Origin of the sequence: Citrobacter sp. CK189, from assembly GCF_030333505.1 — a bacterium.
GTDB classification, from domain to species: Bacteria; Pseudomonadota; Gammaproteobacteria; order Enterobacterales; family Enterobacteriaceae; genus Citrobacter_B; species Citrobacter_B koseri.
In genome coordinates this window covers 84,754-109,181 of the sequence record NZ_JAOWFV010000020.1, presented here as the reverse complement: position 1 = coordinate 109,181, position 24,428 = coordinate 84,754, and the positions used below count along the sequence as shown (strand labels likewise).

The window sequence follows — 24,428 nt, the reverse complement described above, 5'->3', positions numbered from 1 at the left end:
AACAAGAATAGGTCACTGGCATCGCCATACTTAAGGTTCTCTTAATGATTTGTCGCTACGTTGGCGACTCGAATAAAAACAGGCTTCATATATGTTCTTCACACACACATCTGCTAAACCTTCGTTTAGCTGGAAAGCCCTTGGCTGGGCGCTACTCTATTTTTGGTTCTTCTCTACATTACTTCAGGCCGTTATTTGCATCAGCGGCTATAGCGGCACCAACGGGCTGCGTGATTCACTGCTTTTCAGTTCGCTCTGGCTGATCCCGGTATTTTTATTTCCCCGTCATACCCGCGCGATTGCCGCCGCTATTGGCGTTGTACTCTGGGCCTCTTCGCTGGCGGCGCTCAGTTATTATGTCATTTACGGGCAGGAATTCTCGCAAAGCGTTCTGTATGTCATGTTTGAAACAAACGCGAACGAAGCCAGCGAGTACTTGAGCCAGTATTTCAGTCTGAAGATTATCCTTATCGCTCTGGCCTATACCGCTGTGGCAATCCTGCTGTGGACGCGTTTAAAGCCCATATATATTCCCGCGCCGTGGCGCTGGTTAGTCTCCTTTGCATTGTTATACGGCCTTATTCTGCATCCGATCGCCGTCGGGACGTTTATCAAACATAAGCCGTTTGAGCAGACATTAGGCGGCCTCGCCTCGCGTATGGAACCCGCTGCGCCGTGGCAGTTTATCAATGGCTATTATCAATATAATCAGCAACTCACGTCGCTGAATAGCCTGCTTAACGAGAACAACGCACTGCCTCCGTTAACGAATTTTAAAGATAACTCCGGTGATGCGCCGCGTACGTTAGTGCTGGTTATCGGCGAGTCAACCCAGCGTGGTCGCATGAGTCTGTACGGTTACCCGCGTGAAACCACGCCAGAGCTGGACGCGTTGCATAAAAGCGACCCGGATCTGACCGTATTCAATAACGTCGTCACCTCCCGGCCATACACGATTGAAATTCTGCAACAGGCGCTGACCTTCGCCAATGAAAAGAACCCGGATCTGTATCTGACGAAACCGTCGCTGATGAACATGATGAAACAGGCAGGTTATAAGACGTTCTGGATCACCAATCAGCAGACGATGACCGCGCGTAATACGATGCTGACCGTATTCTCGAAACAGACCGACAAGCAGTTTTATATGAATCAGCAGCGTACTCAAAGCGCGCGGGAATATGACACCAACGTTCTGGCGCCCTTTAAAGACGTGATGGCCGACCCGGCACCGAAGAAATTTATTATCGTTCACCTGCTGGGAACACATATCAAATACAAATTCCGCTACCCGGAGAATCAGGGAAAATTTGACGGTCAAACCGATCATATCCCTGCGGGCGTGAGCGAAGACGAACAGGATATTTATAACGATTACGATAACGCGAATCTGTATAACGACCATGTCGTCGCCAGCCTGATTAAGGACTATAAAGCGACTGACCCGAACGGTTTTCTGCTCTACTTCTCCGATCACGGTGAAGAAGTGTATGACACGCCGCCGCACAAAACGCAGGGACGTAACGAAGACAACCCTACGCGTCATATGTATACGGTGCCGTTCCTGTTATGGACGTCAGAAAAGTGGCAGGCCGCACACCCGCGCGATCTCTCGGCGTATGTTGACCGCAAGTACAGCAGCTCTGAACTTATCCATACCTGGTCCGACTTAGCGGGGCTGACCTACGACGGGTTCGACCCGACGCGCTCCATCACCAGCCCGCAGTTTAAGGCGATCACGCGCTGGATTGGCAACCCGTATAAGAAAAACGCGTTGATTGATTACGATACCCTGCCTTACGGGGATCGTGTCGGGAATCAGTAACGGCATCGCCGGATAACGCTGACGCTTATCCGGCCTACAAAATGCATAACCCGTGTACCGCCATCCGGCAATTATCGCTTGAGGCGGTTTACGTTCAACGTTACTGTTTCCTCTGTCTGCGCTCTGCAAGGTATCAACATGTATCACGACGTCAGCCACCTTCTCTCCCGTCTGATTAACGGCCCTATGGCGCTGCGGCAGGTTTTTTTCGCCAATACCAGCGGTACGGCGCCCGAACTGGCGTATCAGGTTGATTTTCCACGCCTGGAGATGGTGCTGGAGGGAGAGTTCACCGATACAGGCATCCCGGCCGCGCCCGTGACACTCATCGCTGGCGACGTTCTGTATGTTCCGGCAGGCAGCTGGAACTTCCCGCAGTGGCAAACGCCCGTCACCACGCTCAGCATCCTGTTCGGCAAGCAGCAATTAGGTTTCAGCGTTGTTCACTGGGACGGCAAACAATATCAGAATCTTGCAAAGCAGCATGTCGCACGTCGAGGCCCACGTATTGGCTCCTTCCTGCTGCAAACGCTCAATGAAATGCAGATGCAGCCGCAGGAACAGCAGACGGCCCGATTAATTGTCGCCAGCCTGTTGAGCCACTGCCGCGACCTGCTGGGTAGCCAAATCCAGACGGCGTCACGGAGTCAGGCGCTTTTTGAAGCGATTCGCAGCTATATCGATGAGCGTTACGCTTCCCCGCTCACCCGCGAATCGGTGGCGCAGGCGTTTTATATTTCGCCAAACTACCTTTCTCATCTGTTTCAAAAAACAGGCGCTATCGGCTTTAACGAATATCTGAATCACACTCGGCTGGAACACGCGAAAACGCTGCTGAAGGGTTACGATCTGAAAGTCAAAGAAGTGGCTCACACCTGTGGATTTGTCGACAGCAACTATTTCTGCCGCCTGTTTCGTAAAAATACGGAGCGTTCGCCGTCAGAATATCGTCGGCAGTACCACAGCCAGTTGACGGAAAAGAAGGCTACTCCAGAATAAGATGCGTATGCTGCGGCGCGGTGAGCAGTTTACGCACGGCGCTCATCACCCGCTGAGGTTCGCGAAGAAAGGCGTTAATTCCTGACTGAACATACCGACTCTGAACAAAACGCTCCGCGCCCGCCAGTTCAATATCCGTAATCAGCAACACAACATCCGCCCGGTTAATATCCTCCTCCGTTAAGCGATTTTCCGTGCCCAGCGCCCCCTGGGTTTCAATTTTAATGTTCCATTTTTCCTGCTGGCAGAGCTTCTCCAGGCGTTCGGCAGCCATATAGGTATGCGCCACGCCGCTGACGCAGGCGGTAACGGCAACCAGATAGCGTACAGTTGAGACTGTCATATTAACCTCCCACAGTGACCAGAAACCCGGCTCGCTCTGCCAACGCCTGCATTTCCGCCACCTCTTGCGGCGAGGGTACAGGCACATCTTTCATTGCCCACGCCTGCCCAAGCAGACGGTATTTCGCTTCACCATACTGATGAAACGGTAGCAGGTGCACCTGATTAATCCCTGACGATAGCAACACTGCCAACGCACGCTGCATATTCTCAACGTTGAGCGTGTAGCCCGGAATCAACGGCAAACGGGGGATGACCGTAATCCCCTCGTTTACCAGTAAACGCAGGTTATCCAGCACGCGTGGTAAATTCATTTTGACCACCTCATGCGCCTGGCGCGGCTCCATAATCTTTAAATCAAACAGCACTTCATCGCACACTTTAGCCAGCGGTAGCAACCGGCTGGCAGGCGCATCGCCTGCGGTTTCAATCGCGCAGGAAATGCCGAAACGTCGCAGACGTTGCAAAAACCGCGTGGCAAACGCCGCCTGCATTAATACTTCACCGCCAGAAAGCGTGACGCCACCGCCGGAGGTGCGAAAAAAGAGTTCGTCTTTCATCACCTCGCGTTCCAGTTCATCCAGCGTAATATCGCGCCCGATACGTTCAAACGCCCCGGAAGGGCATTCATCCGCATCACGCAAGCAGGGCGAGCAATGCAGACATTTACTCTCCCGCCGTACCGTTTCGATGCGTGGCGAAATAGACTCTGGATTGGCGCACCACGGACAGGTATGCGGGCAGCCTTTAAAAAAGACCACCGTACGAATTCCCTGCCCGTCATTCAACGAATAACGCTGAATGTTGAAAATACGTGCGACATCATCAGCGCTCGTTTCCAGATTCTTACAGCTGATGCGCGGTGCGGCGAATGATGTCATCCTGGATCTCCTTCGACAGCTCGACAAAGAAGGCACTGTAACCCGCCACGCGCACCACCAGCCCGGCGAAATCCTGCGGGCGCAATTGCGCTTCACGCAATGTATCCGCATTCAACACGTTAAACTGAATATGCTGTAGCTTAAGCTGGGTAAAGGCGCGCAGAAAATCCGCCAGTTTGCGCAAGCCGGCCTCACCTTCCAGCGTCGCGGGCGTAAACTTCACGTTGAGCAGCGTACCGTTAGAAAGCAGCGTGTTATCCAGTTTACTTACTGATTTCAGCACCGCCGTCGGCCCCTGCATATCCTGGCCGAGCATTGGCGACAACCCGCCGTCTGCCAGCTGTTCCCCGGCAAAACGGCCATCCGGCGTCGCCCCCACCACCGAACCCAGCGGCACATGCGCGGAGACAGTGTATGAACCCGGTGTAAATTGCCCACCGCGCGGGTTCTGGTATTTCTCCACCTCTTTACAGTAATGGCGCAGCAGTTCAGCGCTGATGTTATCCACATCATCAATATCATTACCGTATTTCTCGAAGCGGTTAATCAGCCGGGCACGAATTCGCTCACCTTCCGGCGTCGCAAAGTTCGCCTTTAACACCGCCAGCAGCTCATCGAAACGTAAACGTTGCTGATCAAATACCAGCCCTTTTAACGCGTGCAGGGAGTCGCTCAGATTAGCAATGCCAATCCCCTGTACGCCAGAGAAGTTATAACGCGCGCCGCCATCGGTAATATCACGGCCTTTATCCAGGCAGTCGCTGATAAACGAGGAAAGCAGCGGCACTGGCGCCCAGTCACGGTGGCCGATATCGCAAATATTACTGCCTTCCACCATCAGCGTAATGTAATGGCTGATTTTGGCGCGAATATGCGCCAACAGATCTTCGTACGTCAGCGCGTGGTTTCCTTCATTCTCATACAGGCTGATTTCCATCACTTTCAGCAGGTTGAACATGGCGATGTCGTGCAGACCGTAGGTCCTGCCCGGAATCGACAGCTCCACACACCCCACTACCGCGTAATCACGGGCGTCCTCCAGCGAAACACCCCGGTTCAGGAACGCAGGCACAACCACTTCATCATTAAAGATCTGCGGAATACCGGTGCCGAGGCGAATCGTCTCCGCCGTTTTCATCAGGAAGGGCGTGTCAATCAGCGCATTGGTGCGCACGCCAAGGTTCGGCTGCGGCAGTTGCACATTCTGGTACGCATCAAGACAGAGAAAAGAGAGCACGTTCACCGCACTGCGTCCGTTCTCCGTCAATCCCCCAAGCAATGCGGTGTAACCGGTCGGGAATCCGGCGAAATAGCGTGCGCTGCTGGTCGAACGTAACAGCACGATGTCGTTACATTTTACCCACAGCGATTCGAGGAGTTCTTTTAAAAATGCCGGGTCTTCGCCCTGGCTCAGCGATGCCTGATAAAACGGCAGCATATACTGGTCAAAACGCCCCAGCGAGAGCGAGCTGGCGTTAGACTCATATTGCAGAATGATGTTCATGTACCAGAACAGCTGGCACGCTTGCCAGAAGGTTTGCGGCTTGTACTGCATGTTATGTCGGGAGTTCGCGGCAATGGTGAGCAACTCCTGACGCCGACGCGCATCCAGGCAGCTTTCCGCCATTTTCTCCGCCAGCATCGCGTAACGCAGAATGTGGCCTTGCGAAGCCTCCAGCAGCAGCAACGCCGCCTGGTAAAAGTGATTGTCCGGCTGCTGCTGGCAGTGTTGCCGCACTTGCGCCACCAGTTCGCCCAGACCGTGATTCAACAGCCGCGGGTAATCAATAATAATGTGCCCCTGCCCTTTATCCGTCTGGTTAACGCTAAAAATCTGCGTGCTGACGGCGGCTTTCACGTCATCGGTCATCTGACCGTTGATGAAATCCTTCATCGACCGTTTTTCCCAGTACGGGAACAGCACCTCGCGGTAGAGGCGCTTATCGTCCTCGCTGATGTCAAAACGGTCCTGTGGACGCGTCGGGAACTGATCTAACTCGTTAAGTAACCAGTACGGGTCCATTTCCGGCGACATAATCCCCGCCCGCGGTTTCACCGTACGGTTCCCGGCAATCAACTCCTCATCACGAATCGAAATTTCAACATGCTCAAGGATATACGCCGTCGCTTTAGCGCGACGCAATATGACCGGCTCTCCCTCTGTCTGCTGATAGCTGGTGGTATACAGCTGCGCGCGCTCAAGCGAAATTTCACGGTTATTCTGGAAAAGTGCGGCTTTAAGGCGCTGGGTACGATTCGTCATGAGGAACTCCTGTAGGCAAGCTTGTTGCCGGATGGCGGCGTGATCGCCTTATCCGGCCTACGGGGATTAACATCGTAGGCCCGATAAGCTTGCGCCATCGGGCATTCTAACGTTAAGCGATTTGCGAAAGATGCGCGTCAATTTTGTTCATAATGGCATCGGCGCGTTTTACCGCATCGCTGATGTTGACGCGGACAATGGTTTTACCCGCAAAGCGTTCCTCGAACTTGATGCCGATATCTTTGGTCAGAATCACCATATCCGCATCCGCCACATCCGCCGCAGTCAGTTCGTTTTCCAGACCAATCGAGCCCTGGGTCTCGACTTTGACTTCCCAGCCTTTCGCTTTGGCCGCGCTTTCCAGCGCTTCGGCCGCCATATAAGTGTGTGCGACACCAGAAGGACATGCTGTTACTGCGATAATCTTCGTCATGGCTCATTCCTCACTTAATTCATCTCAAACTCTAAATCCAGGTCGTCTTCTTTCTCATCAACCTGAGACACTTTCTTACGCGCCAGACTTTTCAGCACGTTAACGCAGATTGCCGTCACTACCGCCCCGACAGCGACTGCCGCGATATAACCCAGCTTGCCTTCCACAACCGGTAGAACAATCAGCCCGCCCCAGCCGGCATAACACTGCGCGCCAAACAGCGCAGCCGTTACCGCACCACAGGCAGAGCCAACCATAATGGACGGGATCACGCGCAGCGGATCGGCGGCGGCGAAGGGAATCGCGCCTTCCGTGACCCCAACGCAGCCCATTACCAGCGCGGCTTTACCGGCTTCACGTTCTTCAGAAGAGAAGTTTTTACGGCCAACCAGCGTTGCCAGGCCCAGACCCAGCGGCGGAACGCAGATACCCACCGCAGCAATCGCCACCACGCTGTATACGCCCTGCGCCACGCAAATCAGCATGAAGGCGTAGGCCACTTTATTAATCGGGCCGCCCATATCGAAGGCCAGCATCAGCCCCATGATGACCGCCAGCAGCACGATGCTGCCCTGCTGCATTCCTTGCAGCCATTGGGTCAGGCTGGTGGTTAACGCGCCAACCGGTTCGCCCAGCCCCCACATCATGATGCCTGCGGTAATGAAGGTGCCGACGATAGGGATAACGAAGATAGGCATCACCGAGCGCAATACCTTATGCACCGGGATTTTCTTCAGATAATGCACGACGATACCGCCGATAATCCCGGCAATGAGCGCGCCAAAGAACCCGGCGCCAAAGCTGTTGCCCACCCAGGCGCCGATCGCGCAAGGCGCCAGCGCGGAACGTTCAGCAATGGAGTAACCGATATAGGCGGCAAGAAAAGGCACCATCAGCGTCAGTCCTGCGACGCCAATATCAAAAAGCTTCTTGAGATTAGGATCGGTCGCGGCATCGGGAACAGCGCCTTTGCCATACAGCATGACGGAAACCGCCAGCAAGATCCCACCCGCTACGACGAAGGGGATCATATGCGAAACACCGGTCATCAGATGTTGACGGGTGTTTTTCAGGATCTGCACCAACTCTTTCATAAGTCGCTCCCGGGCCACTTCAGGCCCCTATCCATAACGTTGTTGTGGCAAACAATAGGCAATCCAACGCGGCGCAGACAGTGGATAAAAAGGCCATTTACTGGATTTTTGTAATATCAGTCAAAAAATGCGATCCGCCTCATAACTTATTAAACCTCAGGAATAAGATGCCGTACTTCGACTTGTGAAGTGTCTCGCAATTTGACGTGTATGTTACATTTGTCCAGCGTTTGGCAGTTTTGTCACATGGCACTATGCGGCAACGCCCTTTTATCCTGTAGCCAGAAAATCGTTATGGGAGAAAGGCAATGGCCCTGATTGTGGAATTTACCTGTGAGCTGCCCAATGGCGTACACGCCCGCCCGGCAAGCCACGTTGAGACGCTGTGCAATACCTTTACCTCACACATTGAGTGGCATAACCTGCGCACCGACCGTAAAGGCAACGCCAAAAGCGCGCTGGCGCTGATTGGCACCGACACGCTGGCAGGCGACGCCTGTCAGTTATTGATTTCGGGTACGGACGAACAGGATGCCCACCAGCGCCTGAGCCAATGGCTGCGCGATGAATTCCCCCTTTGCGATGCGCCTCTGGCGGAGATCAAAAACAGTGAGCTGGAGCCGCTTCCGGCATCGCTGACAAACCTGAACCCGCTGTTTTTTCGCGCCCACGCCGTCTGCACCGGCAGCGCGGGCGGCGTTCTGACGCAGCTCTCCTCGCTGGATCTCAATACGCTCGGCGAACTTCCTGCTGCCAGTGATATAGAGACCGAACAATCTGCGCTGGATAACGGCTTAACGCTGCTGATAAAGAATATTGCGTTCCGCCAGCTCGACAGCGACGGCGCCACCAGCGCTATTCTGGAAGCCCACCGTTCGCTGGCTGGCGACACCTCCCTGCGCCAACATTTGCTGGCAGGCGTTGCGCGCGGTTTAAGCTGTGCGCAGGCGATAGTCGAAAGCGCCGGACACTTTTGTGATGAGTTTGCCCGTTCCAGCAGCCGCTATTTACAGGAACGCGCGCTGGACGTACGCGACGTCTGTTTCCAGCTCCTGCAACAAATTTATGGCGAACAACGCTTCCCGGCGCCAGGCAAACTGATCCAACCCACCGTCTGTATGGCCGATGAACTCACCCCAAGCCAGTTCCTCGAACTGGATAAAACGTTCCTCAAAGGCTTGTTGTTAAAAAGCGGCGGTACGACTTCGCACACGGTTATTCTTGCCCGCTCATTCAACATTCCCACGCTGGTTGGCGTGGATATTGAGGCACTAACACCGTGGCTGCACCAGACGGTCTATATCGACGGCAACGCCGGTGCGATTGTCGTTGCGCCAGATGAACCCGTCACCCGTTACTACCAACAGGAAGCCCGCGTGCAGGACGCTTTACGCGAGCAACAGCGTATCTGGCTGACCCAACAAGCGCGCACTGCCGACGGTATCCGTATGGAAGTGGCCGCCAACATTGCGCACTCCGTCGAAGCGCAAGCGGCATTCGGCAACGGCGCGGAAGCGGTTGGTCTGTTCCGTACAGAAATGCTGTATATGGACAGAACCAGCGCACCTTGCGAGAACGAGCTGTACAACATTTTTTGCCAGGCGCTGGAGTCCGCACAGGGCCGTAGCATTATTGTGCGCACGATGGATATCGGCGGTGACAAGCCCGTTGATTATCTGAACATTCCTGCGGAAGCCAACCCGTTCCTCGGCTATCGCGCCGTACGTATATATGAAGAGTACGCCACGCTGTTTACCACGCAGTTGCGATCGATCCTCCGCGCTTCCGCACACGGCAGCCTGAAAATCATGATCCCGATGATCTCCTCAATGGAAGAGATCCTGTGGGTCAAAGAGAAGCTGGCGGAGGCTAAACAGCAGTTACGCAACGAGCACGTCCCGTTTGATGAGAAGATCCCCCTCGGCATCATGCTGGAAGTGCCATCGGTGATGTTCATCATCGACCAGTGCTGTGAAGAGATCGATTTCTTCAGTATTGGCAGCAATGACCTGACGCAATATCTGCTGGCGGTCGATCGCGACAACGCCAAAGTCACCCGTCACTACAACAGCCTGAATCCGGCCTTCCTGCGCGCGCTGGATTTCGCCGTACAGGCGGTACATCGTCAGGGGAAATGGATTGGCCTGTGCGGCGAACTCGGCGCGAAAGGGTCAGTGTTGCCGCTGCTGGTCGGACTGGGGCTGGACGAGATCAGCATGAGCGCCCCGTCAATTCCTGCCGCCAAAGCGCGGATGGCGCAGCTCGACAGTCGTGCCTGCCGCCAGTTGCTGAATCAGGCGATGGCCTGTCGCACCTCGCTGGAAGTGGAGCATCTGCTGGCGCAATTCCGCATGACCCAGCAGGACGCGCCGCTGGTCACCGCCCAGTGCATCACGCTTGATAGCGACTGGCGCAGCAAAGAAGAGGTGATCAAGGGGATGACCGACAACCTGCTGCTGGCAAGCCGCTGTCGCTACCCGCGCAAGCTGGAGGCCGACCTGTGGGCGCGTGAAGCCGTGTTCTCCACCGGGTTAGGGTTTAGCTTCGCCATTCCACACAGCAAATCTGAACACATTGAGCAGTCCACCATCAGCGTAGCGCGTCTGAAAGCGCCGGTACGCTGGGGCGATGACGATGCGCAGTTCATCATCATGCTGACACTCAACAAACACGCCGCAGGCGACCAGCATATGCGCATTTTCTCACGCCTGGCCCGCCGCATTATGCACGAAGAATTCCGCAACGCGCTGGTCAACGCCGCATCTGCCGAGGCAATTGCCAGCCTGTTGCAACATGAACTTGAACTCTAAGAGGGAGCAAAATGGAACTCTATCTGGATACCGCGAACGTCGCGGAAGTCGAACGTCTGGCGCGCATCTTCCCTGTTGCTGGCGTCACCACCAACCCAAGCATTGTGGCGGCGAGTAAAGAATCCATCTGGGATGTACTGCCTCGCCTGCAAAAAGCCATCGGCGAAGAGGGAACGCTATTTGCCCAGACGATGAGCCGCGATGCGCAAGGAATGGTGGAAGAAGCCAAACGCCTGAGCAATGCCATTCCCGGTATTGTGGTGAAGATTCCGGTCACTGCCGAAGGTCTCGCGGCGATCAAACAGCTCAAAAAAGAAGGTATTACGACGCTGGGAACGGCTGTCTACAGCGCAGCGCAGGGCTTACTGGCGGCGCTGGCAGGCGCAAAATACGTCGCCCCGTATGTCAATCGGGTTGATGCCCAGGGCGGCGACGGCATCCGTATGGTGCAGGAACTGCAAACCTTGCTGGAGATGCATGCGCCGGGCAGCATGGTACTGGCCGCCAGCTTTAAAACGCCGCGTCAGGCGCTGGATTGCTTACTCGCAGGATGCGAAGCAATCACCCTTCCTTTAGATGTAGCTCAACAAATGCTCAATACCCCTGCGGTAGAGTCAGCTATAGGGAAGTTTGAGCAAGACTGGAATAACGCATTTGGCCACATCAACCTGTGAGGGAAATAAAGTATGGACCACATTATTCAATCTCCTGGTAAATACATCCAGGGTGCAGATGTCATCACACGTCTTGGAGAATATCTCAAACCCCTGGCCGAACGCTGGCTGGTGGTCGGAGACAAGTTTGTCTTAAATTTTGCCCAGTCCGCGCTGGAGAAAAGTTTCCAGGATGCCGGACTGGCTCTGGAAATCGCGCCATTTGGCGGCGAATGTTCGCAAAATGAAATCGATCGTCTGCGTATCGTCGCAGATAAAGCGCAGTGCGGCGCCGTTCTCGGCATCGGCGGCGGCAAAACGCTGGATACCGCGAAAGCGCTGGCCCACTTTATGGATGTCCCGGTCGCTATCGCGCCGACCATCGCCTCTACCGATGCCCCCTGTAGCGCGCTTTCCGTGATCTACACCGATGCAGGCGAGTTTGAACGCTATCTGATGCTGCCGCGTAACCCGAATATGGTGATTGTTGATACCAAAATCGTTGCGGGCGCGCCCGCGCGTCTGCTGGCTGCCGGTATCGGCGATGCGCTGGCGACCTGGTTTGAAGCGCGCGCCTGTTCACGCAGCGGCGCGACCACGATGGCGGGCGGCAAGTGTACACAGGCGGCGCTCGCGCTGGCGGAGTTGTGCTATAACACGCTGATCGAAGAGGGTGAAAAGGCCATGCTGGCGGCTGAGCAGCATGTCGTCACGCCGGCGCTGGAACGCGTGATTGAAGCCAACACTTACCTGAGCGGCGTCGGTTTTGAAAGCGGCGGTCTGGCGGCGGCGCATGCCATACATAACGGCCTGACGGCGATTCCAGACGCGCATCACTACTATCACGGTGAGAAAGTGGCGTTCGGCACGCTGACGCAACTGGTACTGGAAAACGCGCCGGTTGAAGAGATTGAAACCGCTGCGGCGTTGTGCCATTCCGTTGGCCTGCCGATCACGCTGGCGCAACTGGATATTAAGCAGGATATTCCGGCGAAGATGCGCACGGTGGCGGAAGCCTCCTGCGCGGAAGGCGAAACCATTCACAACATGCCTGGCGGCGCCACGCCGGATCAGGTTTACGCCGCCCTGCTGGTTGCCGACCAGTACGGTCAGCGTTTCCTGCAAGAGTGGGAATAACGGTCAGGAGAGACAAAAAGCCTGCAGATCGTGCGGGCTTTTTTTATTTGCCGGATGGCGCTGACGCTCATCCGGCCTACACATTTTACTGAGATGGCTTACAGCAGATCGAAACGATCCAGGTTCATCACTTTCACCCATGCCGCGACGAAATCCTTCACGAATTTCTCACGCGCATCGCTGCTGGCGTAAACTTCCGCCAGGGCACGCAGTACCGAGTTAGAACCGAATACCAGGTCTGCGCGGGTCGCCGTGAATTTCACCTCACCGCTCAGGCGATCGCGGCCTTCGAACAGCTCTTTCGATTCGTCCGCCGCTTTCCACTCGTTACGCATATCCAGCAGATTCACAAAGAAATCATTGCTGAGTACGCCCGGGCGGTCGGTAAACACGCCATTCTGGCTGCCATCAAAGTTAGCGCCCAGAACGCGCATCCCACCCACCAGCGCCGTCATCTCCGGCGCGGTCAGCGTCAGCTGCTGCGCTTTATCAATCAGCAGTGACTCGGTGGTCGACACATCAAGCCGTGCGCGATAGTTACGGAAGCCGTCTGCGATCGGTTCGAGAAGCTCAAACATCTCGATATCCGTCTGATCCTGACGAGCATCCACACGGCCTGGCGCGAACGGCACGCTGATGCTGACACCCGCCGCACTTGCTGCCTGCTCCACACCGACAACGCCCGCAAGGACGATGATATCGGCCAGAGACGCCTTCCCGGACGATTTCTGAATCTCTTCCAGAACCGGCAGAACGCGCGCCGCAGCGGCGTTCACATCCCAGTCTCGCTGCGGTGCTAAAGCCAGGCGAGCGCCGTTGGCGCCGCCACGTTTATCGCCGCCACGGAAGGTTGACGCAGATGCCCATGCAACCGACACCAGTTCGCTGACGGAAAGCCCGGACGCGGCAATCGCGGCCTTCAGGTTGACGATGTCTTCCTGGCTCGGATTAAATACCGGCTGCGGCAGCGGGTCCTGCCAAATCAGATCTTCTTTCGGTACTTCCGGCCCGATATAGCGCGCTTTTGGCCCCATATCCCTGTGCGTCAGTTTGAACCATGCGCGGGCGAATGCTTCGTTAAACGCCTGCGGATCGTTGAGGAAACGACGGGAAATTTTCTCGAATTCTGGATCGAAACGCAGCGTCAGGTCAGTCACCAGCATGGTGGGTTTACGTTTCTTCGACGGATCGAACGGATCGGGAATGATTTCTGGCGCATCAACCGCTTCGAACTGGATCGCGCCCGCCGGGCTGCGCGTCTGCACCCACTCGTATTTGAACAGGTTTTCGAAGAAGTAATTACTCCACTGGGTCGGCGTCTGCGACCAGACCACTTCCAGACCCGAGGTAATCGCATCGCCGCCTGCGCCGCTGCCGTAGTCACTGCTCCAGCCCAGCCCCTGCAATTCAATCGGCGCGGCTTCTGGATCAACGCCAACATGGGACGCCGCCGCCGCACCGTGGGTTTTACCCAGCGTGTGACCGCCGCCAATCAGCGCCACGGTTTCTTCGTCGTTCATGCCCATATTGCCGAACGTCGCGCGGATAGCCGCAGCGGCGGAAAGCGGTTCACCGCTGTGATCCGGCCCTTCCGGGTTAACGTAGATAAGCCCCATTTCGGTAGCGCCTAACGGCGCTTTCGCCAGCGCTTCGGGATGACGGTGCGTCAGCCAGGCTTTCTCATCCCCCCAGTTCACATCAAGATCCGGTTCCCACACATCTTCACGCCCGGCGCCAAAACCGAACGTACGGAAACCGGAGTTCTCCAGCGCCACGTTACCCGCCAGAATAAACAGGTCGGCCCAAGAGATTTTCTGGCCATATTTCTGCTTGATAGGCCACAGCAGACGACGCGCCTTATCCAGGCTGACGTTGTCCGGCCAGGAGTTCAGCGGTGCAAAACGCTGCTGCCCGCGTCCGGCGCCGCCGCGCCCGTCGACGGAACGATAAGTGCCCGCGCCATGCCATGCCATACGAATAAACAGACCGGCATAGCTGCCCCAGTCCGCAGGCCACCACGGCTGAGAATCGGACAGGAGAGCTTTAAGGTCCCCTTTCAGGGCGGAATAGTCGAGTTTGCTAAATTCTTTGCGGTAGTCGAAGTCCTCACCCAGCGGGTTCGAACGGTTGGAGTGCTGATTCAAAAGATCTACACGGAGTTGGTTAGGCCACCAGTCGTGGCTGCTGGTGCCAGCACCCGCGCTACGGTCGTGGCTGCCCTGATGGAAAGGGCACTTCCCGGTAGACAATGAATTATGGGTATCGTCAGACATGCTCATCTATATGCTCCCTCTACAGTGTTATCGTTACGATATACATCACCAACGATAAGATATAGTTGAAATAACCCACAGATTCGATAGCTAATATCTTTTAAATTTATGTATCAGGCGTCAGATCAAAATGTGCATAAAAAAGCCCTCCGAAGAGGGCTAATCATGTTACAGGCCGGGCCGCACACCCAACGTGTGGCAAATGGCGTAACTCATTTCAGCGCGGTTCAGGGTGTAGAAGTGGAAATCTTTCACGCCTTCACGGCTTAAGATCTTCACCATGTCCATCGCGATATTCGCCCCGACCAGCTTGCGGGTTTCCGCATCGTCATCCAGGCCGTCAAACATCTGTGACATCCACGCCGGAATACGCACGTTAGTCATATCAGCGAATTTCTTCGCCTGCTTAAAGTTGGAGACCGGCAGAATGCCCGGAATAATTTCGACATCAATACCCGCAGAGACGCAGCGATCGCGAAAACGCAGGTAGCTTTCCACATCGAAGAAAAACTGGGTAATTGCGCGGTTAGCGCCAGCATCGACTTTGCGTTTCAGGTTGAGCAGATCCGCCTGCGCGCTTTTCGCTTCCGGGTGGACTTCCGGGTAAGCGGCGACGGAGATATCAAAATCGGCAACCTCTTTCAGTAAGCTGACCAGGTCAGCGGCATACATATCCGGCTTGCCGCTCCCCGGCGGCAGGTCGCCGCGCAGGGCAACAATATGGCGGATACCGTTATTCCAGTAATCCTGGGCAATGGTACGCAGTTCATCGCGGGTGGCGTCGATGCAGGTCAGGTGCGGCGCGGCTTCCAGGCCCGTACGCTCTTTAATGCCTTTGATGATGCTGTGCGTACGGTCGCGCTCACCGGAGTTGGCGCCGTAGGTCACGGAGACAAACTTCGGTTTCAGGCTGCTCAGTCGATCGATAGAGTTCCACAAGGTTTGCTCCATTTCACTGGTGCGCGGCGGGAAAAACTCGAACGAAACATTAATCTGACCCTGAACTTCCGCCAGGCTCTGATTCAGGGCTTCCCGCTGGTTGGCGTGAAAAAAGCTCATACCTTACCTCATCAATCGCATGTCATTATATGTTGTGTTGTGAACATCTATCCGTTTAGACGTCTGGATGTAAAAATGACCGAAAAGTGGGATGCCGTCAACAGAAAAATCACTGTTAAAGGTGAGGAATACTCAGACAACGTGAAAAAAATTCAAATCAGTCCGAAATAATGAAGGATTGCATCGCAAGCGTATTTAACCACCGCAACCGTACAGCGTTCTCAGGCAGCATCACCAGCCCGGCACGAATACGTAATTCAGTGTCGCTAAGTACGCGGAATATCACGCCCTGGCGCTGAATAGCGGCAAACGAGCCCGGGAGCAAACTCAGGCCATCGCCGTGGGCGATTCGCGCGAGCAGCACATCATGTTCCAGCGGTTCTTCAAGGCAGGAGGGGGCGTAACCAGCGCGACGGAAAATGTGTCGGGTGTAGTCAAAAAAGGCCGGATTACGTTCCCGTTTGAACCAGAACAGCGGGCGGTGGTTAAGCGCAGCTAAGGAGAGCGACGTCAGGCTCGCTTCCGGCCAGACGGAGGGTAATGCGGCAATCAACGGTTCTTGCCAGTCGAGCGGCGTGACGGTTAACCCTGTGGCCTCAAGCGGCAGCGCCACCAGCGCCGCATCCAGTTTCCCCCGACGCGCCTGGCGTACCAGTTCAGGCGAACCATGACGCACAATATGCAGCCTCTCCACACGCGTATTCAGCTGCGCCTCCAGGGGGGCAAAAATCCCCTGCTCAAACGCGGTGCTCAGCCCTAAACGCAGCGATTGCGCGCCGGTTTGCGCCAGTTGATTCAGCGCAGCATACGTTTTGTCCTGCTGCGCCAGCAGCGGGCGGACGATTTCCAGCGCGCGCAGACCCTCATCCGTCAGCGTGAGTCCACGAGTATGACGGACAAAAAGCGTCACCCCCAGGCGTTCTTCAAGCTGGCGAATATGGCGGCTCAGCGGCGGTTGCGACATAAACAGTCGCTGTGCCGCGCGGCTCATATTGTTCTCTTCCGCCACCACGGCAAAGTAGCGTAGCAGGCGGATATCCAGAGAGTGCAAAGGGGATGTTGTCATACCGAAAAGGTATCACGGAAACGGTATTATCCAAATCATTCCGCGCCCCCTATCCTCACGCCACAGACTCCAGACAAACGAGGAATACACTATGCATTCAGAACGCTTTATTACCGGTCAGAAAATGCTGCAACAGGTGGATGGCAAGGGTGGCGATGCGGTGATCGAAAGTTTGCAAGACATTGCGCCAGATTTTGCCCGCTATCTGATCGAATTTCCGTTTGGCGATATCTATTCCCGGCCAGGGCTGGATTTACGCAGTCGGGAAATCGCAACCGTCGCCGCGTTAACCGCGCTGGGCAACGCCACGCCGCAGTTGAAGGTACATATTGCCGCCGCGCGACATGTGGGGTTAACGCAGGAGGAAATTATCGAAGTGATAATGCAGATGGCGGTTTATGCCGGTTTTCCGGCTGCGCTGAACGGTCTGTTCGCCGCAAAAGAGGTGTTTGCGACTCGGTGAAGCGCCGGGTGGCGGCGTTGCCTTATCCGACCTACATGTTCCGTAGGCCGGATAAGCGCAGCGCCATCCGGCAACAAACACTACAGCAGCTGCGCCAGGCGGTTGATATCCGACTGAATCGCCCCGGCGGTGACGTCACGACCGGCCCCCGGCCCGCGGATCACCAGCGGATTGTCGCGATACCAGCGGCTTTCGATGGCAAAGACGTTATCGCACGGCAGCAGCGCCGCCAGCGGATGTTCCGGGCGCACCGCTTCGACGCCAACGCGCGCTTTACCGTTGGCGTCGAAACGCGCCACGTAGCGCAGCACCAGCCCCATTTCACGAGCGGCTTCCAGACGCTGTACCATCTGCTCATTCAGCTCATCGCCATTTTCAAAGAAGTGATCGACAGACCCCTCTTCGCAGTGTGCGGGCACCAGCGATTCAACGCGCACCTGGTCCGGCTCGATGTCATAACCCGCTTCACGCGCCAGAATCACCAGCTTGCGCATCACATCTTTACCAGAAAGGTCAACGCGCGGGTCCGGCTCGGTCAGCCCCTGCTGCCAGGCCTGATCCACCAGATCGGTAAACGGTATGGAACCGTCAAATTGCAGGAACAGCCACGACAGCGTGCCGGAGAAGATCCCGCTGATCGACAGAATGGCATCGCCGCTGTCAATCAGATCGCGCACCGTATAGTTGATCGGCAGGCCCGCGCCGACGGTCGCGTTATACAGCCAGTGACGCCCGGTTTTTTCGAACGCGTCGTGGATCTGGCGATATTTATCGCTGGTGCTCGCCCCCGCCAGTTTATTGGCGCTGATGACGTGGAAGCCGTGGCTGGCGAAATCAAGATACTGATCGGCCAGTTGCTCGCTGGCGGTGACATCCAGCACCACCAGATCGTCATACGGGTGAGCGCGCATCCACAGGAACAGCGACTCTTCATCCTGCTCAATCGCTTCGTCGTTGAAGAACGCCAGCGCACGGCTGGCATCCAGCCCTTCGTAGTTCAGCAGGCTGCGACGGCTATCCACCACGCCCGCCAGGACAAATTCAAACCCGGTACGCGCAGAGAGCGTGCTCTGCTCGCGGGCAAACAGTTCCAGCCAGCGGGAACCGATGTTGCCTTTGCCGAACAGCACCAGGCCGATGCGTTTTTCCGCGCGGAAAATAGACTGGTGCAGCCCCTGAATCAGGCTTTCAGTCGGGCCGGTGCGCAGTACGGCCACCAGGCTGATCCCCTCTTCCGACTGCCAGGTAAATTCAACCGGCTGGCCTTTCAGCTGTTGCCAGAAGCGGTGGCAGTGCAGCGGGTTACGGGTGACGCCAGCGCCAACCATCGCGACCAGCGCCAGCCCCTGACGCAGGCGCAATTCGCCCGGCAGGCCCGCTTCATCAAGAATTTTTAATGCGCTATCAGCGACTTCAGAGGTGTAGCAGAATTGCAGCAGATGGCGATCGTTATGCACGCCAACCGCCAGCGGACGCACCTGCGCCCGTTTCAGAATCTGGTCGACGTCTCTCCAGGCCAGTTTAAAGTCCTGGCTGGCGGGCACCTGAAACTCAATCAGGCAAACGTCATCATGACTGGTGACGATACGCGCCCCGGTGCCGGACGCCAGCACGCGTTCAATGCGCGTGGACCCCTGATCCGGCGTGTAGCTACAGCGCAACTGCAAATCGATATCGCTGCCGGAAACCGGCTGTAGGGTACGGGCGTGCAGAACCGGCGCGGCCAGACGCGCCAGCTCGCTGGCTTCATCCAGACGCAGCAGCGGCAGCAGGCAGGCATCTTTCACTTTACGCGGGTCGGCGCTGTAAACCCCGGCCACATCGCTCCAGATGGTGACGCGGGAAACCCCCGCCAGCGCGCCAATTTGCGTGGCGGAATAGTCAGAACCGTTACGGCCCAGTAGCACCGTTTCGCCCGCATTGCTGCGACTGATAAAACCGGTAACGACCAGACGTTTGCCCGGATGCTGCACCAGCAGCTGTTGCAGTAACGGGTAAGAGAGACCTTCATCTACCTGCGGCTGCGCGGCGCGTTCAGCGCGTAAAAACTCACGCGCGTCCAGCCATGCCGACGCCAGTCCTTGCTCATTCAGCACTGCGGACATCAGACGCGCAGACCAGATCTCGCCGTGCCCGACGACTTCGGCATAAACGGCATCGGTCACGCCACTGTCGAGCAGCGCGGCAAGACGCTCCAGATCGCTAATGAAAGCGCTGATCAGGCCATCCGCAACGTCGGCGGGAAGCAGCCCGCTGATCAGATCGCTCTGATAGCGGCGTAACGTCTGTTGCACCTGATGCGCGGAGAGGCGGTCGGTCTGGCTTAACTTCAGCCAGCTAATCAACTGGTTGGTGGTACTACCGGCGGCGGAAACAACCATCATATCGTCAGGCTGCGAGTACTCCGCCATAATGCCTGCGACACGCAGATAACATTTCACGTCTGCCAGACTACTGCCACCAAATTTATGCAGTTGACGACCCTTCGCCCCTGCCTGCGCAATCACACTCATGTTTACCCCTTGTTTGCAGCCCGGAAGCCATTTTCCAGGTCGGCAATTAAATCTTCGCCATCTTCAATACCGGTGGAGATACGCAGCAGCGTCTCTGAAATTCCGGCGGCAGCACGCGCTTCTGGCGCCATGCCTGCATGTGTCATCGTTGCGGCGTGGGAGATCAGGCTTTCAACACCCCCTAAGGATTCCGCCAGCGTAAACAACGACAGCCCGCCCAGGAAACGACGCAGCGTCTGCTCATCGCCATCCAGTTCAAAACTCAACATTGCGCCAAAACCTTTTTGCTGGCGCGCGGCAATCTCGTGCCCTTGATTATCCGGCAGCGACGGATGATACAGTTTTTTCACCAGCGGCTGGGTTTGCAGATAGTCCACAATGGCCTGGGCATTGCGCTGAGCCACGTCCATTCGCGGCGCCAGAGTACGCAGCCCACGTAGCAGCAGATAGCTATCAAACGCGCCGCCGGTGACGCCAATATTATTGGCCCACCATGCCAGTTCGGTGACAATCTCTGGATCTTTCGCAATCACCACGCCAGCCACCACATCCGAATGGCCGTTTAAATATTTCGTGCATGAATGCAACACCAGATCGGCGCCCAACGCCAGCGGATTTTGCAGCGCAGGGCTTAAAAACGTGTTGTCCACAACGCTCACCGCGCCCGCTTCTCGCGACAGCTGGCAGATTTTCGCAATATCCACCACGCGTAACAACGGATTACTGGGGCTTTCCACCAGCACCAGCTTCGGTTTTTCCGCCAGCGCCGCTTTCAGCGCCTGCTCATCGCCTTGATCGACAAACAGCACGCGATAACAGCCCCGCTTCGCCAGGCTGTCAAACAGGCGATAGCTGCCGCCGTAGCAGTCGTGCGGCGCCACCAGCAGATCGCCCGGCTTCAGGAACACGGTCGTCACCAGCAGAATGGCCGACATCCCGGTATTGGTCAGCACCGCGCCCGTACCGCCCTCCAGCTCCGCCAGCGCGCGCTGAACTACATCACGCGTCGGATTTCCACGTCGCGAATAGTCATGGGCGCGAGGTTCATTAAAACCAGTGAAGTTATAGGTGCTGGAAAGGTGAATCGGCGGGACAACGCAACCGTACTGCTCGTCGTCATTTAACCCGCTACGCACTGCGATGGTGGCCTGTTTACGCGTCATGTTGAGAAGTTCCTGGGCTGAATCGGTGAAAAGTCAGGCACCAGAGTAAACATTGTTACAATAGACGTCAATACATCTGGACATCTAAACTTCTTTGCGTATAGATTGAGCAAACTGGAAATAGCCGTTAAAATTATATGCATTAGCGCACATCTACAGACGCTTAACCCGTGTCACGATATCGCCTGTACGGTAAACTATGCGGGATTACGGCCAGGCACGACGATTCTGGCCCTTAACTAATGACGAGAAGATTAAAGGTATCTCATGGCTGAATGGAGCGGCGAATATATCAGCCCATACGCTGAGCACGGTAAGAAGAGTGAGCAAGTCAAAAAGATTACGGTTTCCATTCCTCTGAAGGTGTTAAAAATCCTCACCGATGAACGCACGCGTCGTCAGGTGAACAACCTGCGTCACGCCACCAACAGCGAACTGCTGTGTGAAGCGTTTCTGCATGCCTTTACCGGGCAACCATTGCCGAACGATGAAGACTTGCGTAAAGAGCGCAGTGATGAAATACCGGAAGAGGCCAAAATCATCATGCGTGAACTGGGGATCGACCCGGATACGTGGGAGTATTGATTTTTTTGCCGGATAGCAGCGGAAGGATTCAGTACCGCAGGTACTGATAAGCGTCAACGCCATCAGGCAAAGACAAAAAAAGCGCCTTTCGGCGCTTTTTTCTTTGACAGCAATAACTTATTTGCTGCCCGGGATGCTGAAACGCTTGTTGAAGCGGTCAACACGGCCACCGGTAGCAACATCACGCTGTTTGCCAGTGTAGAACGGGTGGCATTTACCGCACACGTCCAGGTTCAGGTCGTGACCTGCAGTAGAGCGGATTTTGATGACATTACCGCAAGAGCAGTTTGCAGTAATTTCTTCGTATTTCGGGTGAATATCTTTTTTCATGGGGAAACCTCGGTTTAAGGCCGCGTCGCTCTTCCAGCCCTAACGCCAGACACCACGCGATGTTGATAGTATAGGTCGATGATACAAATGTGTATCAAAGGCGGCGAATCATACAGAATTTGACCAGCGTATGCAAACTGATCCGCGCTCCCTCATCACAATGTGTATACTAACCCGCCAGAATTCAAGTCAGCCAGGATGATTACATGCCCGTCGCGCACGTTGCCTTGCCCGTTCCGCTACCCCGCACCTTTGACTATCTCTTGCCAGAAGGCATGACCGTCAAAGCCGGGTGTCGGGTGCGCGTGCCGTTTGGCAAACAGCAGGAACGCGTCGGGATTGTGGTGTCGGTCAGCGAGCAAAGCGAACTGCCGCTTAACGAACTGAAAGCGGTCGTTGAGGTACTGGACAGCGAGCCGGTCTTTTCCCCCTCCGTCTGGCGTTTGCTGCTTTGGGCGGCGGATTACTACCACCATCCAATGGGTGACGTTCTGTTTCACGCTCTGCCGATTTTGCTGCGCCAGGGGAAACCCGCCAGCAACGCGCCGATGTGGTACTGGTTCGCCACCGAAGACGGCCACGCTATCGATCTCAATAGCCTGAAGCGCTCGCCTAAACAGCAACAGGCGCTGGCCGCGCTGCGGCAGGGGAGAATCTGGCGCGACCAGGTGGCGGATCTTGAATTTAATGACGCGGCGCTCCAGGCGCTGCGTAAAAAAGGACTGTGCGAGCTGGCGAGCGAAACGCCCGGCTTTAGCGACTGGCGCACCCATTACGCCGTCTGTGGCGATCGGCTGCGTCTCAATACCGAACAGGCCACCGCCGTTGGCGCCATCCACAGCGCGTCGGACAGCTTTTCTGCCTGGCTGCTGGCGGGCGTTACGGGTTCCGGTAAAACAGAGGTCTATCTCAGCGTACTGGAAAACGTCCTCGCTCAGGGCAAACAGGCGCTGGTGATGGTGCCGGAAATTGGCCTGACGCCGCAAACCATCGCCCGCTTTCGCGAGCGCTTCAACGCCCCCGTCGAAGTTCTGCACTCCGGTTTAAATGACAGCGAACGTCTCTCAGCCTGGCTGAAAGCCAAAAACGGCGAGGCGGCGATTGTCATCGGCACCCGCTCATCGTTGTTTACGCCGTTTAAAAACCTCGGCGTCATTGTGATCGACGAAGAGCATGACAGCTCCTATAAGCAGCAGGAAGGCTGGCGTTACCACGCCCGCGACCTGGCGGTATACCGCGCTCACAGCGAACAAATCCCGATTATTCTCGGCTCGGCAACACCGGCGCTGGAGACGTTATGCAACGTGCGACAAAAAAAGTACCGCATGCTGCGCCTGACGCGCCGGGCAGGCAACGCACGCCCTGCCCTCCAGCATGTGCTGGATTTAAAAGGCCAGAAGATCCAGGCCGGGCTGGCTCCCGCACTTATCGCCCGTATGCATCAGCACCTGCAGGCAGATAACCAGGTCATTCTCTTCCTTAACCGCCGGGGATTTGCTCCTGCGCTGTTATGCCACGACTGCGGCTGGATTGCCGAATGTCCGCGCTGCGATCACTATTACACGTTGCACCAGGCGCAACACCACCTGCGCTGTCACCATTGCGACAGCCAGCGCCCGATACCGCGTCAGTGCCCTTCCTGCGGCTCCACGCATATGGTGCCGGTTGGGTTAGGGACAGAACAGCTTGAGCAGGCGTTGGCGCCCTTCTTTCCCGGCGTGCCGGTCTCGCGCATCGACCGCGACACCACCAGCCGTAAAGGCGCGCTGGAGCAGCATCTGGCGGAAGTCCATCGCGGCGGCGCGCGCATTTTGATCGGCACGCAAATGCTGGCGAAAGGGCACCATTTCCCGGACGTCACCCTGGTAGCGCTGCTGGACGTTGACGGCGCGCTGTTCTCGGCGGATTTCCGTTCGGCGGAACGTTTTGCTCAGCTTTACACTCAGGTTTCCGGCCGCGCCGGACGCGCCGGAAAACAGGGCGAGGTGGTATTGCAGACCCACCATCCAGAGCACCCTTTGCTGCAAACCTTGCTGCACAAAGGCTATGACGCTTTTGCTGAACAGGCGCTGGCCGAGCGGCAAACGCTGCAACTTCCGCCGTGGACCAGCCATGTGATTGTACGGGCGGAAGATCATAACAACCAGCAGGCGCCGGTGTTCCTGCAACAGCTGCGTAATCTGATTCAGGCCAGCCCGCTTGCGGATGACAAGCTCTGGGTATTAGGCCCGGTGCCTGCGCTCGCGCCAAAACGCGGCGGCCGCTACCGTTGGCAAATTTTGTTGCAGCATCCGTCGCGAATTCGTCTGCAACATATCGTCAGCGGCACGCTGGCGCTCATCAATACGCTACCCGAATCCCGCAAGGTTAAATGGGTGCTGGATGTCGATCCCATTGAGGGATAACGGGTCACGATGCGAGGCGGATCGTAAAATTAAATATCCATCACACTTTTTATGAAAATTCTGTAACCGCTTCCATTAACTATCTGATAAAAATGTTTTCGATGTGAGTTAAACAAGGATAGTTCTGCGCCTGA

Annotated in this window: 19 protein-coding genes; 8 read left to right on the top strand and 11 right to left on the bottom strand. The window is 56.1% G+C overall.

What is annotated here, in order from left to right:
* The first annotated feature begins 91 nt into the window (after positions 1–91).
* Both OGV83_RS00630 and OGV83_RS00625 read left to right on the top strand, forming a co-directional pair.
* Positions 92–1,825 (top strand): phosphoethanolamine transferase CptA, encoded by a 1,734-nt coding sequence (locus OGV83_RS00630; RefSeq protein ID WP_286463014.1) that lies wholly within the window; start codon positions 92–94, stop codon positions 1,823–1,825.
* Between the two features lie 138 nt (positions 1,826–1,963).
* Entirely contained in the window at positions 1,964–2,824 is an 861-nt protein-coding gene (locus OGV83_RS00625; RefSeq protein WP_049008124.1) for an AraC family transcriptional regulator, read from the top strand.
* Here the strand turns inward: OGV83_RS00625 and OGV83_RS00620 are convergent.
* The 5 genes from OGV83_RS00620 to OGV83_RS00600 form a co-directional block, all read right to left on the bottom strand.
* The gene (locus OGV83_RS00620; protein WP_112001499.1) at positions 2,811–3,167 is read right to left on the bottom strand and encodes a PTS fructose-like transporter subunit IIB; all 357 of its coding nucleotides are present in this window, start codon (positions 3,165–3,167) and stop codon (positions 2,811–2,813) included. The two genes, OGV83_RS00625 and OGV83_RS00620, sit on opposite strands and share 14 nt — an antisense overlap.
* A gap of 1 nt (position 3,168) precedes the next feature.
* Positions 3,169–4,047 (bottom strand): [formate-C-acetyltransferase]-activating enzyme, encoded by an 879-nt coding sequence (locus OGV83_RS00615; protein ID WP_286463013.1) that lies wholly within the window; start codon positions 4,045–4,047, stop codon positions 3,169–3,171.
* Positions 4,013–6,310 carry a formate C-acetyltransferase gene (locus OGV83_RS00610; protein ID WP_286463012.1) on the bottom strand — a complete coding sequence of 766 codons (2,298 nt, stop codon included), beginning with the start codon at positions 6,308–6,310 and terminating at the stop codon, positions 4,013–4,015. The genes OGV83_RS00615 and OGV83_RS00610 overlap by 35 nt, the downstream gene beginning before the upstream one ends.
* 112 nt (positions 6,311–6,422) lie before the next feature.
* Entirely contained in the window at positions 6,423–6,743 is a 321-nt protein-coding gene (locus OGV83_RS00605) for a PTS fructose-like transporter subunit IIB (RefSeq protein ID WP_024130658.1), read from the bottom strand.
* A gap of 14 nt (positions 6,744–6,757) precedes the next feature.
* Entirely contained in the window at positions 6,758–7,837 is a 1,080-nt protein-coding gene (locus tag OGV83_RS00600) for a PTS fructose transporter subunit EIIC (RefSeq protein ID WP_012133843.1), read from the bottom strand.
* 308 nt (positions 7,838–8,145) lie between these two features.
* On the opposite strand from OGV83_RS00600, the gene ptsP reads away from it, so the two are divergent.
* Genes ptsP through gldA form a run of 3 tightly spaced genes read left to right on the top strand, consistent with a single transcriptional unit; the run spans position 8,146 to position 12,437 of the window.
* Positions 8,146–10,647 (top strand): phosphoenolpyruvate--protein phosphotransferase, encoded by a 2,502-nt coding sequence (gene ptsP / locus OGV83_RS00595; RefSeq protein ID WP_286463011.1) that lies wholly within the window; start codon positions 8,146–8,148, stop codon positions 10,645–10,647.
* 11 nt (positions 10,648–10,658) lie between these two features.
* On the top strand, positions 10,659–11,321 hold the full coding sequence (fsa, locus tag OGV83_RS00590; protein WP_058668384.1) for a fructose-6-phosphate aldolase: 663 nt from the start codon (positions 10,659–10,661) through the stop codon (positions 11,319–11,321).
* 12 nt (positions 11,322–11,333) lie between these two features.
* Entirely contained in the window at positions 11,334–12,437 is a 1,104-nt protein-coding gene (gene gldA, locus OGV83_RS00585) for a bifunctional L-1,2-propanediol dehydrogenase/glycerol dehydrogenase (RefSeq protein ID WP_012133847.1), read from the top strand.
* A 98-nt stretch (positions 12,438–12,535) separates the two neighbouring features.
* Here the strand turns inward: gldA and katG are convergent, their stop codons facing one another.
* From katG to OGV83_RS00570, 3 genes are all read right to left on the bottom strand, one after another.
* Positions 12,536–14,716, bottom strand: a complete 2,181-nt coding sequence (gene katG / locus OGV83_RS00580; RefSeq protein WP_012133848.1) for a catalase/peroxidase HPI — start codon at positions 14,714–14,716, stop codon at positions 12,536–12,538.
* A gap of 162 nt (positions 14,717–14,878) precedes the next feature.
* Positions 14,879–15,769, bottom strand: a complete 891-nt coding sequence (gene metF, locus OGV83_RS00575) for a methylenetetrahydrofolate reductase (protein WP_012133849.1) — start codon at positions 15,767–15,769, stop codon at positions 14,879–14,881.
* Positions 15,770–15,926: 157 nt separating this feature from the next.
* A complete protein-coding gene (locus tag OGV83_RS00570) occupies positions 15,927–16,835 on the bottom strand; it encodes a LysR family transcriptional regulator (RefSeq protein WP_286463010.1) in 909 nt (302 codons plus the stop codon).
* Positions 16,836–16,926: 91 nt separating this feature from the next.
* On the opposite strand from OGV83_RS00570, the gene OGV83_RS00565 reads away from it, so the two are divergent.
* Positions 16,927–17,298, top strand: a complete 372-nt coding sequence (locus OGV83_RS00565; protein ID WP_012133851.1) for a carboxymuconolactone decarboxylase family protein — start codon at positions 16,927–16,929, stop codon at positions 17,296–17,298.
* Between the two features lie 80 nt (positions 17,299–17,378).
* Here OGV83_RS00565 and metL read toward each other — a convergent pair whose 3' ends face one another.
* Entirely contained in the window at positions 17,379–19,811 is a 2,433-nt protein-coding gene (metL, locus tag OGV83_RS00560) for a bifunctional aspartate kinase/homoserine dehydrogenase II (RefSeq protein ID WP_060815949.1), read from the bottom strand.
* Positions 19,812–19,813: 2 nt separating this feature from the next.
* A complete protein-coding gene (gene metB, locus OGV83_RS00555; protein ID WP_047459810.1) occupies positions 19,814–20,974 on the bottom strand; it encodes a cystathionine gamma-synthase in 1,161 nt (386 codons plus the stop codon).
* A gap of 267 nt (positions 20,975–21,241) precedes the next feature.
* On the opposite strand from metB, the gene metJ reads away from it, so the two are divergent.
* On the top strand, positions 21,242–21,559 hold the full coding sequence (gene metJ, locus OGV83_RS00550; protein WP_012133855.1) for a met regulon transcriptional regulator MetJ: 318 nt from the start codon (positions 21,242–21,244) through the stop codon (positions 21,557–21,559).
* A gap of 117 nt (positions 21,560–21,676) precedes the next feature.
* On the opposite strand, the gene rpmE is transcribed toward metJ, so the two are convergent.
* Positions 21,677–21,889 carry a 50S ribosomal protein L31 gene (gene rpmE, locus OGV83_RS00545; protein WP_024130659.1) on the bottom strand — a complete coding sequence of 71 codons (213 nt, stop codon included), beginning with the start codon at positions 21,887–21,889 and terminating at the stop codon, positions 21,677–21,679.
* Between the two features lie 206 nt (positions 21,890–22,095).
* Here rpmE and priA point away from each other — a divergent pair, with 206 nt between their 5' ends.
* Positions 22,096–24,294: a primosomal protein N' gene (priA, locus tag OGV83_RS00540; protein WP_286463009.1), complete on the top strand. Its 2,199-nt coding sequence runs from the start codon at positions 22,096–22,098 to the stop codon at positions 24,292–24,294.
* The last annotated feature ends 134 nt before the right edge of the window (positions 24,295–24,428 follow it).

Excerpts from the sequence above, each read along its gene's own strand:
- OGV83_RS00630 (WP_286463014.1), top strand. The coding sequence starts at position 92 with ATGTTCTTCACACACACATCTGCTAAACCTTCGTTTAGCTGGAAAGCC.
- OGV83_RS00625 (WP_049008124.1), top strand. The coding sequence starts at position 1,964 with ATGTATCACGACGTCAGCCACCTTCTCTCCCGTCTGATTAACGGCCCT.
- OGV83_RS00620 (WP_112001499.1), bottom strand. The coding sequence starts at position 3,167 with ATGACAGTCTCAACTGTACGCTATCTGGTTGCCGTTACCGCCTGCGTC.
- OGV83_RS00615 (WP_286463013.1), bottom strand. The coding sequence starts at position 4,047 with ATGACATCATTCGCCGCACCGCGCATCAGCTGTAAGAATCTGGAAACG.
- OGV83_RS00610 (WP_286463012.1), bottom strand. The coding sequence starts at position 6,310 with ATGACGAATCGTACCCAGCGCCTTAAAGCCGCACTTTTCCAGAATAAC.
- OGV83_RS00605 (WP_024130658.1), bottom strand. The coding sequence starts at position 6,743 with ATGACGAAGATTATCGCAGTAACAGCATGTCCTTCTGGTGTCGCACAC.
- OGV83_RS00600 (WP_012133843.1), bottom strand. The coding sequence starts at position 7,837 with ATGAAAGAGTTGGTGCAGATCCTGAAAAACACCCGTCAACATCTGATG.
- ptsP (WP_286463011.1), top strand. The coding sequence starts at position 8,146 with ATGGCCCTGATTGTGGAATTTACCTGTGAGCTGCCCAATGGCGTACAC.
- fsa (WP_058668384.1), top strand. The coding sequence starts at position 10,659 with ATGGAACTCTATCTGGATACCGCGAACGTCGCGGAAGTCGAACGTCTG.
- gldA (WP_012133847.1), top strand. The coding sequence starts at position 11,334 with ATGGACCACATTATTCAATCTCCTGGTAAATACATCCAGGGTGCAGAT.
- katG (WP_012133848.1), bottom strand. The coding sequence starts at position 14,716 with ATGAGCATGTCTGACGATACCCATAATTCATTGTCTACCGGGAAGTGC.
- metF (WP_012133849.1), bottom strand. The coding sequence starts at position 15,769 with ATGAGCTTTTTTCACGCCAACCAGCGGGAAGCCCTGAATCAGAGCCTG.
- OGV83_RS00570 (WP_286463010.1), bottom strand. The coding sequence starts at position 16,835 with ATGACAACATCCCCTTTGCACTCTCTGGATATCCGCCTGCTACGCTAC.
- OGV83_RS00565 (WP_012133851.1), top strand. The coding sequence starts at position 16,927 with ATGCATTCAGAACGCTTTATTACCGGTCAGAAAATGCTGCAACAGGTG.
- metL (WP_060815949.1), bottom strand. The coding sequence starts at position 19,811 with ATGAGTGTGATTGCGCAGGCAGGGGCGAAGGGTCGTCAACTGCATAAA.
- metB (WP_047459810.1), bottom strand. The coding sequence starts at position 20,974 with ATGACGCGTAAACAGGCCACCATCGCAGTGCGTAGCGGGTTAAATGAC.
- metJ (WP_012133855.1), top strand. The coding sequence starts at position 21,242 with ATGGCTGAATGGAGCGGCGAATATATCAGCCCATACGCTGAGCACGGT.
- rpmE (WP_024130659.1), bottom strand. The coding sequence starts at position 21,889 with ATGAAAAAAGATATTCACCCGAAATACGAAGAAATTACTGCAAACTGC.
- priA (WP_286463009.1), top strand. The coding sequence starts at position 22,096 with ATGCCCGTCGCGCACGTTGCCTTGCCCGTTCCGCTACCCCGCACCTTT.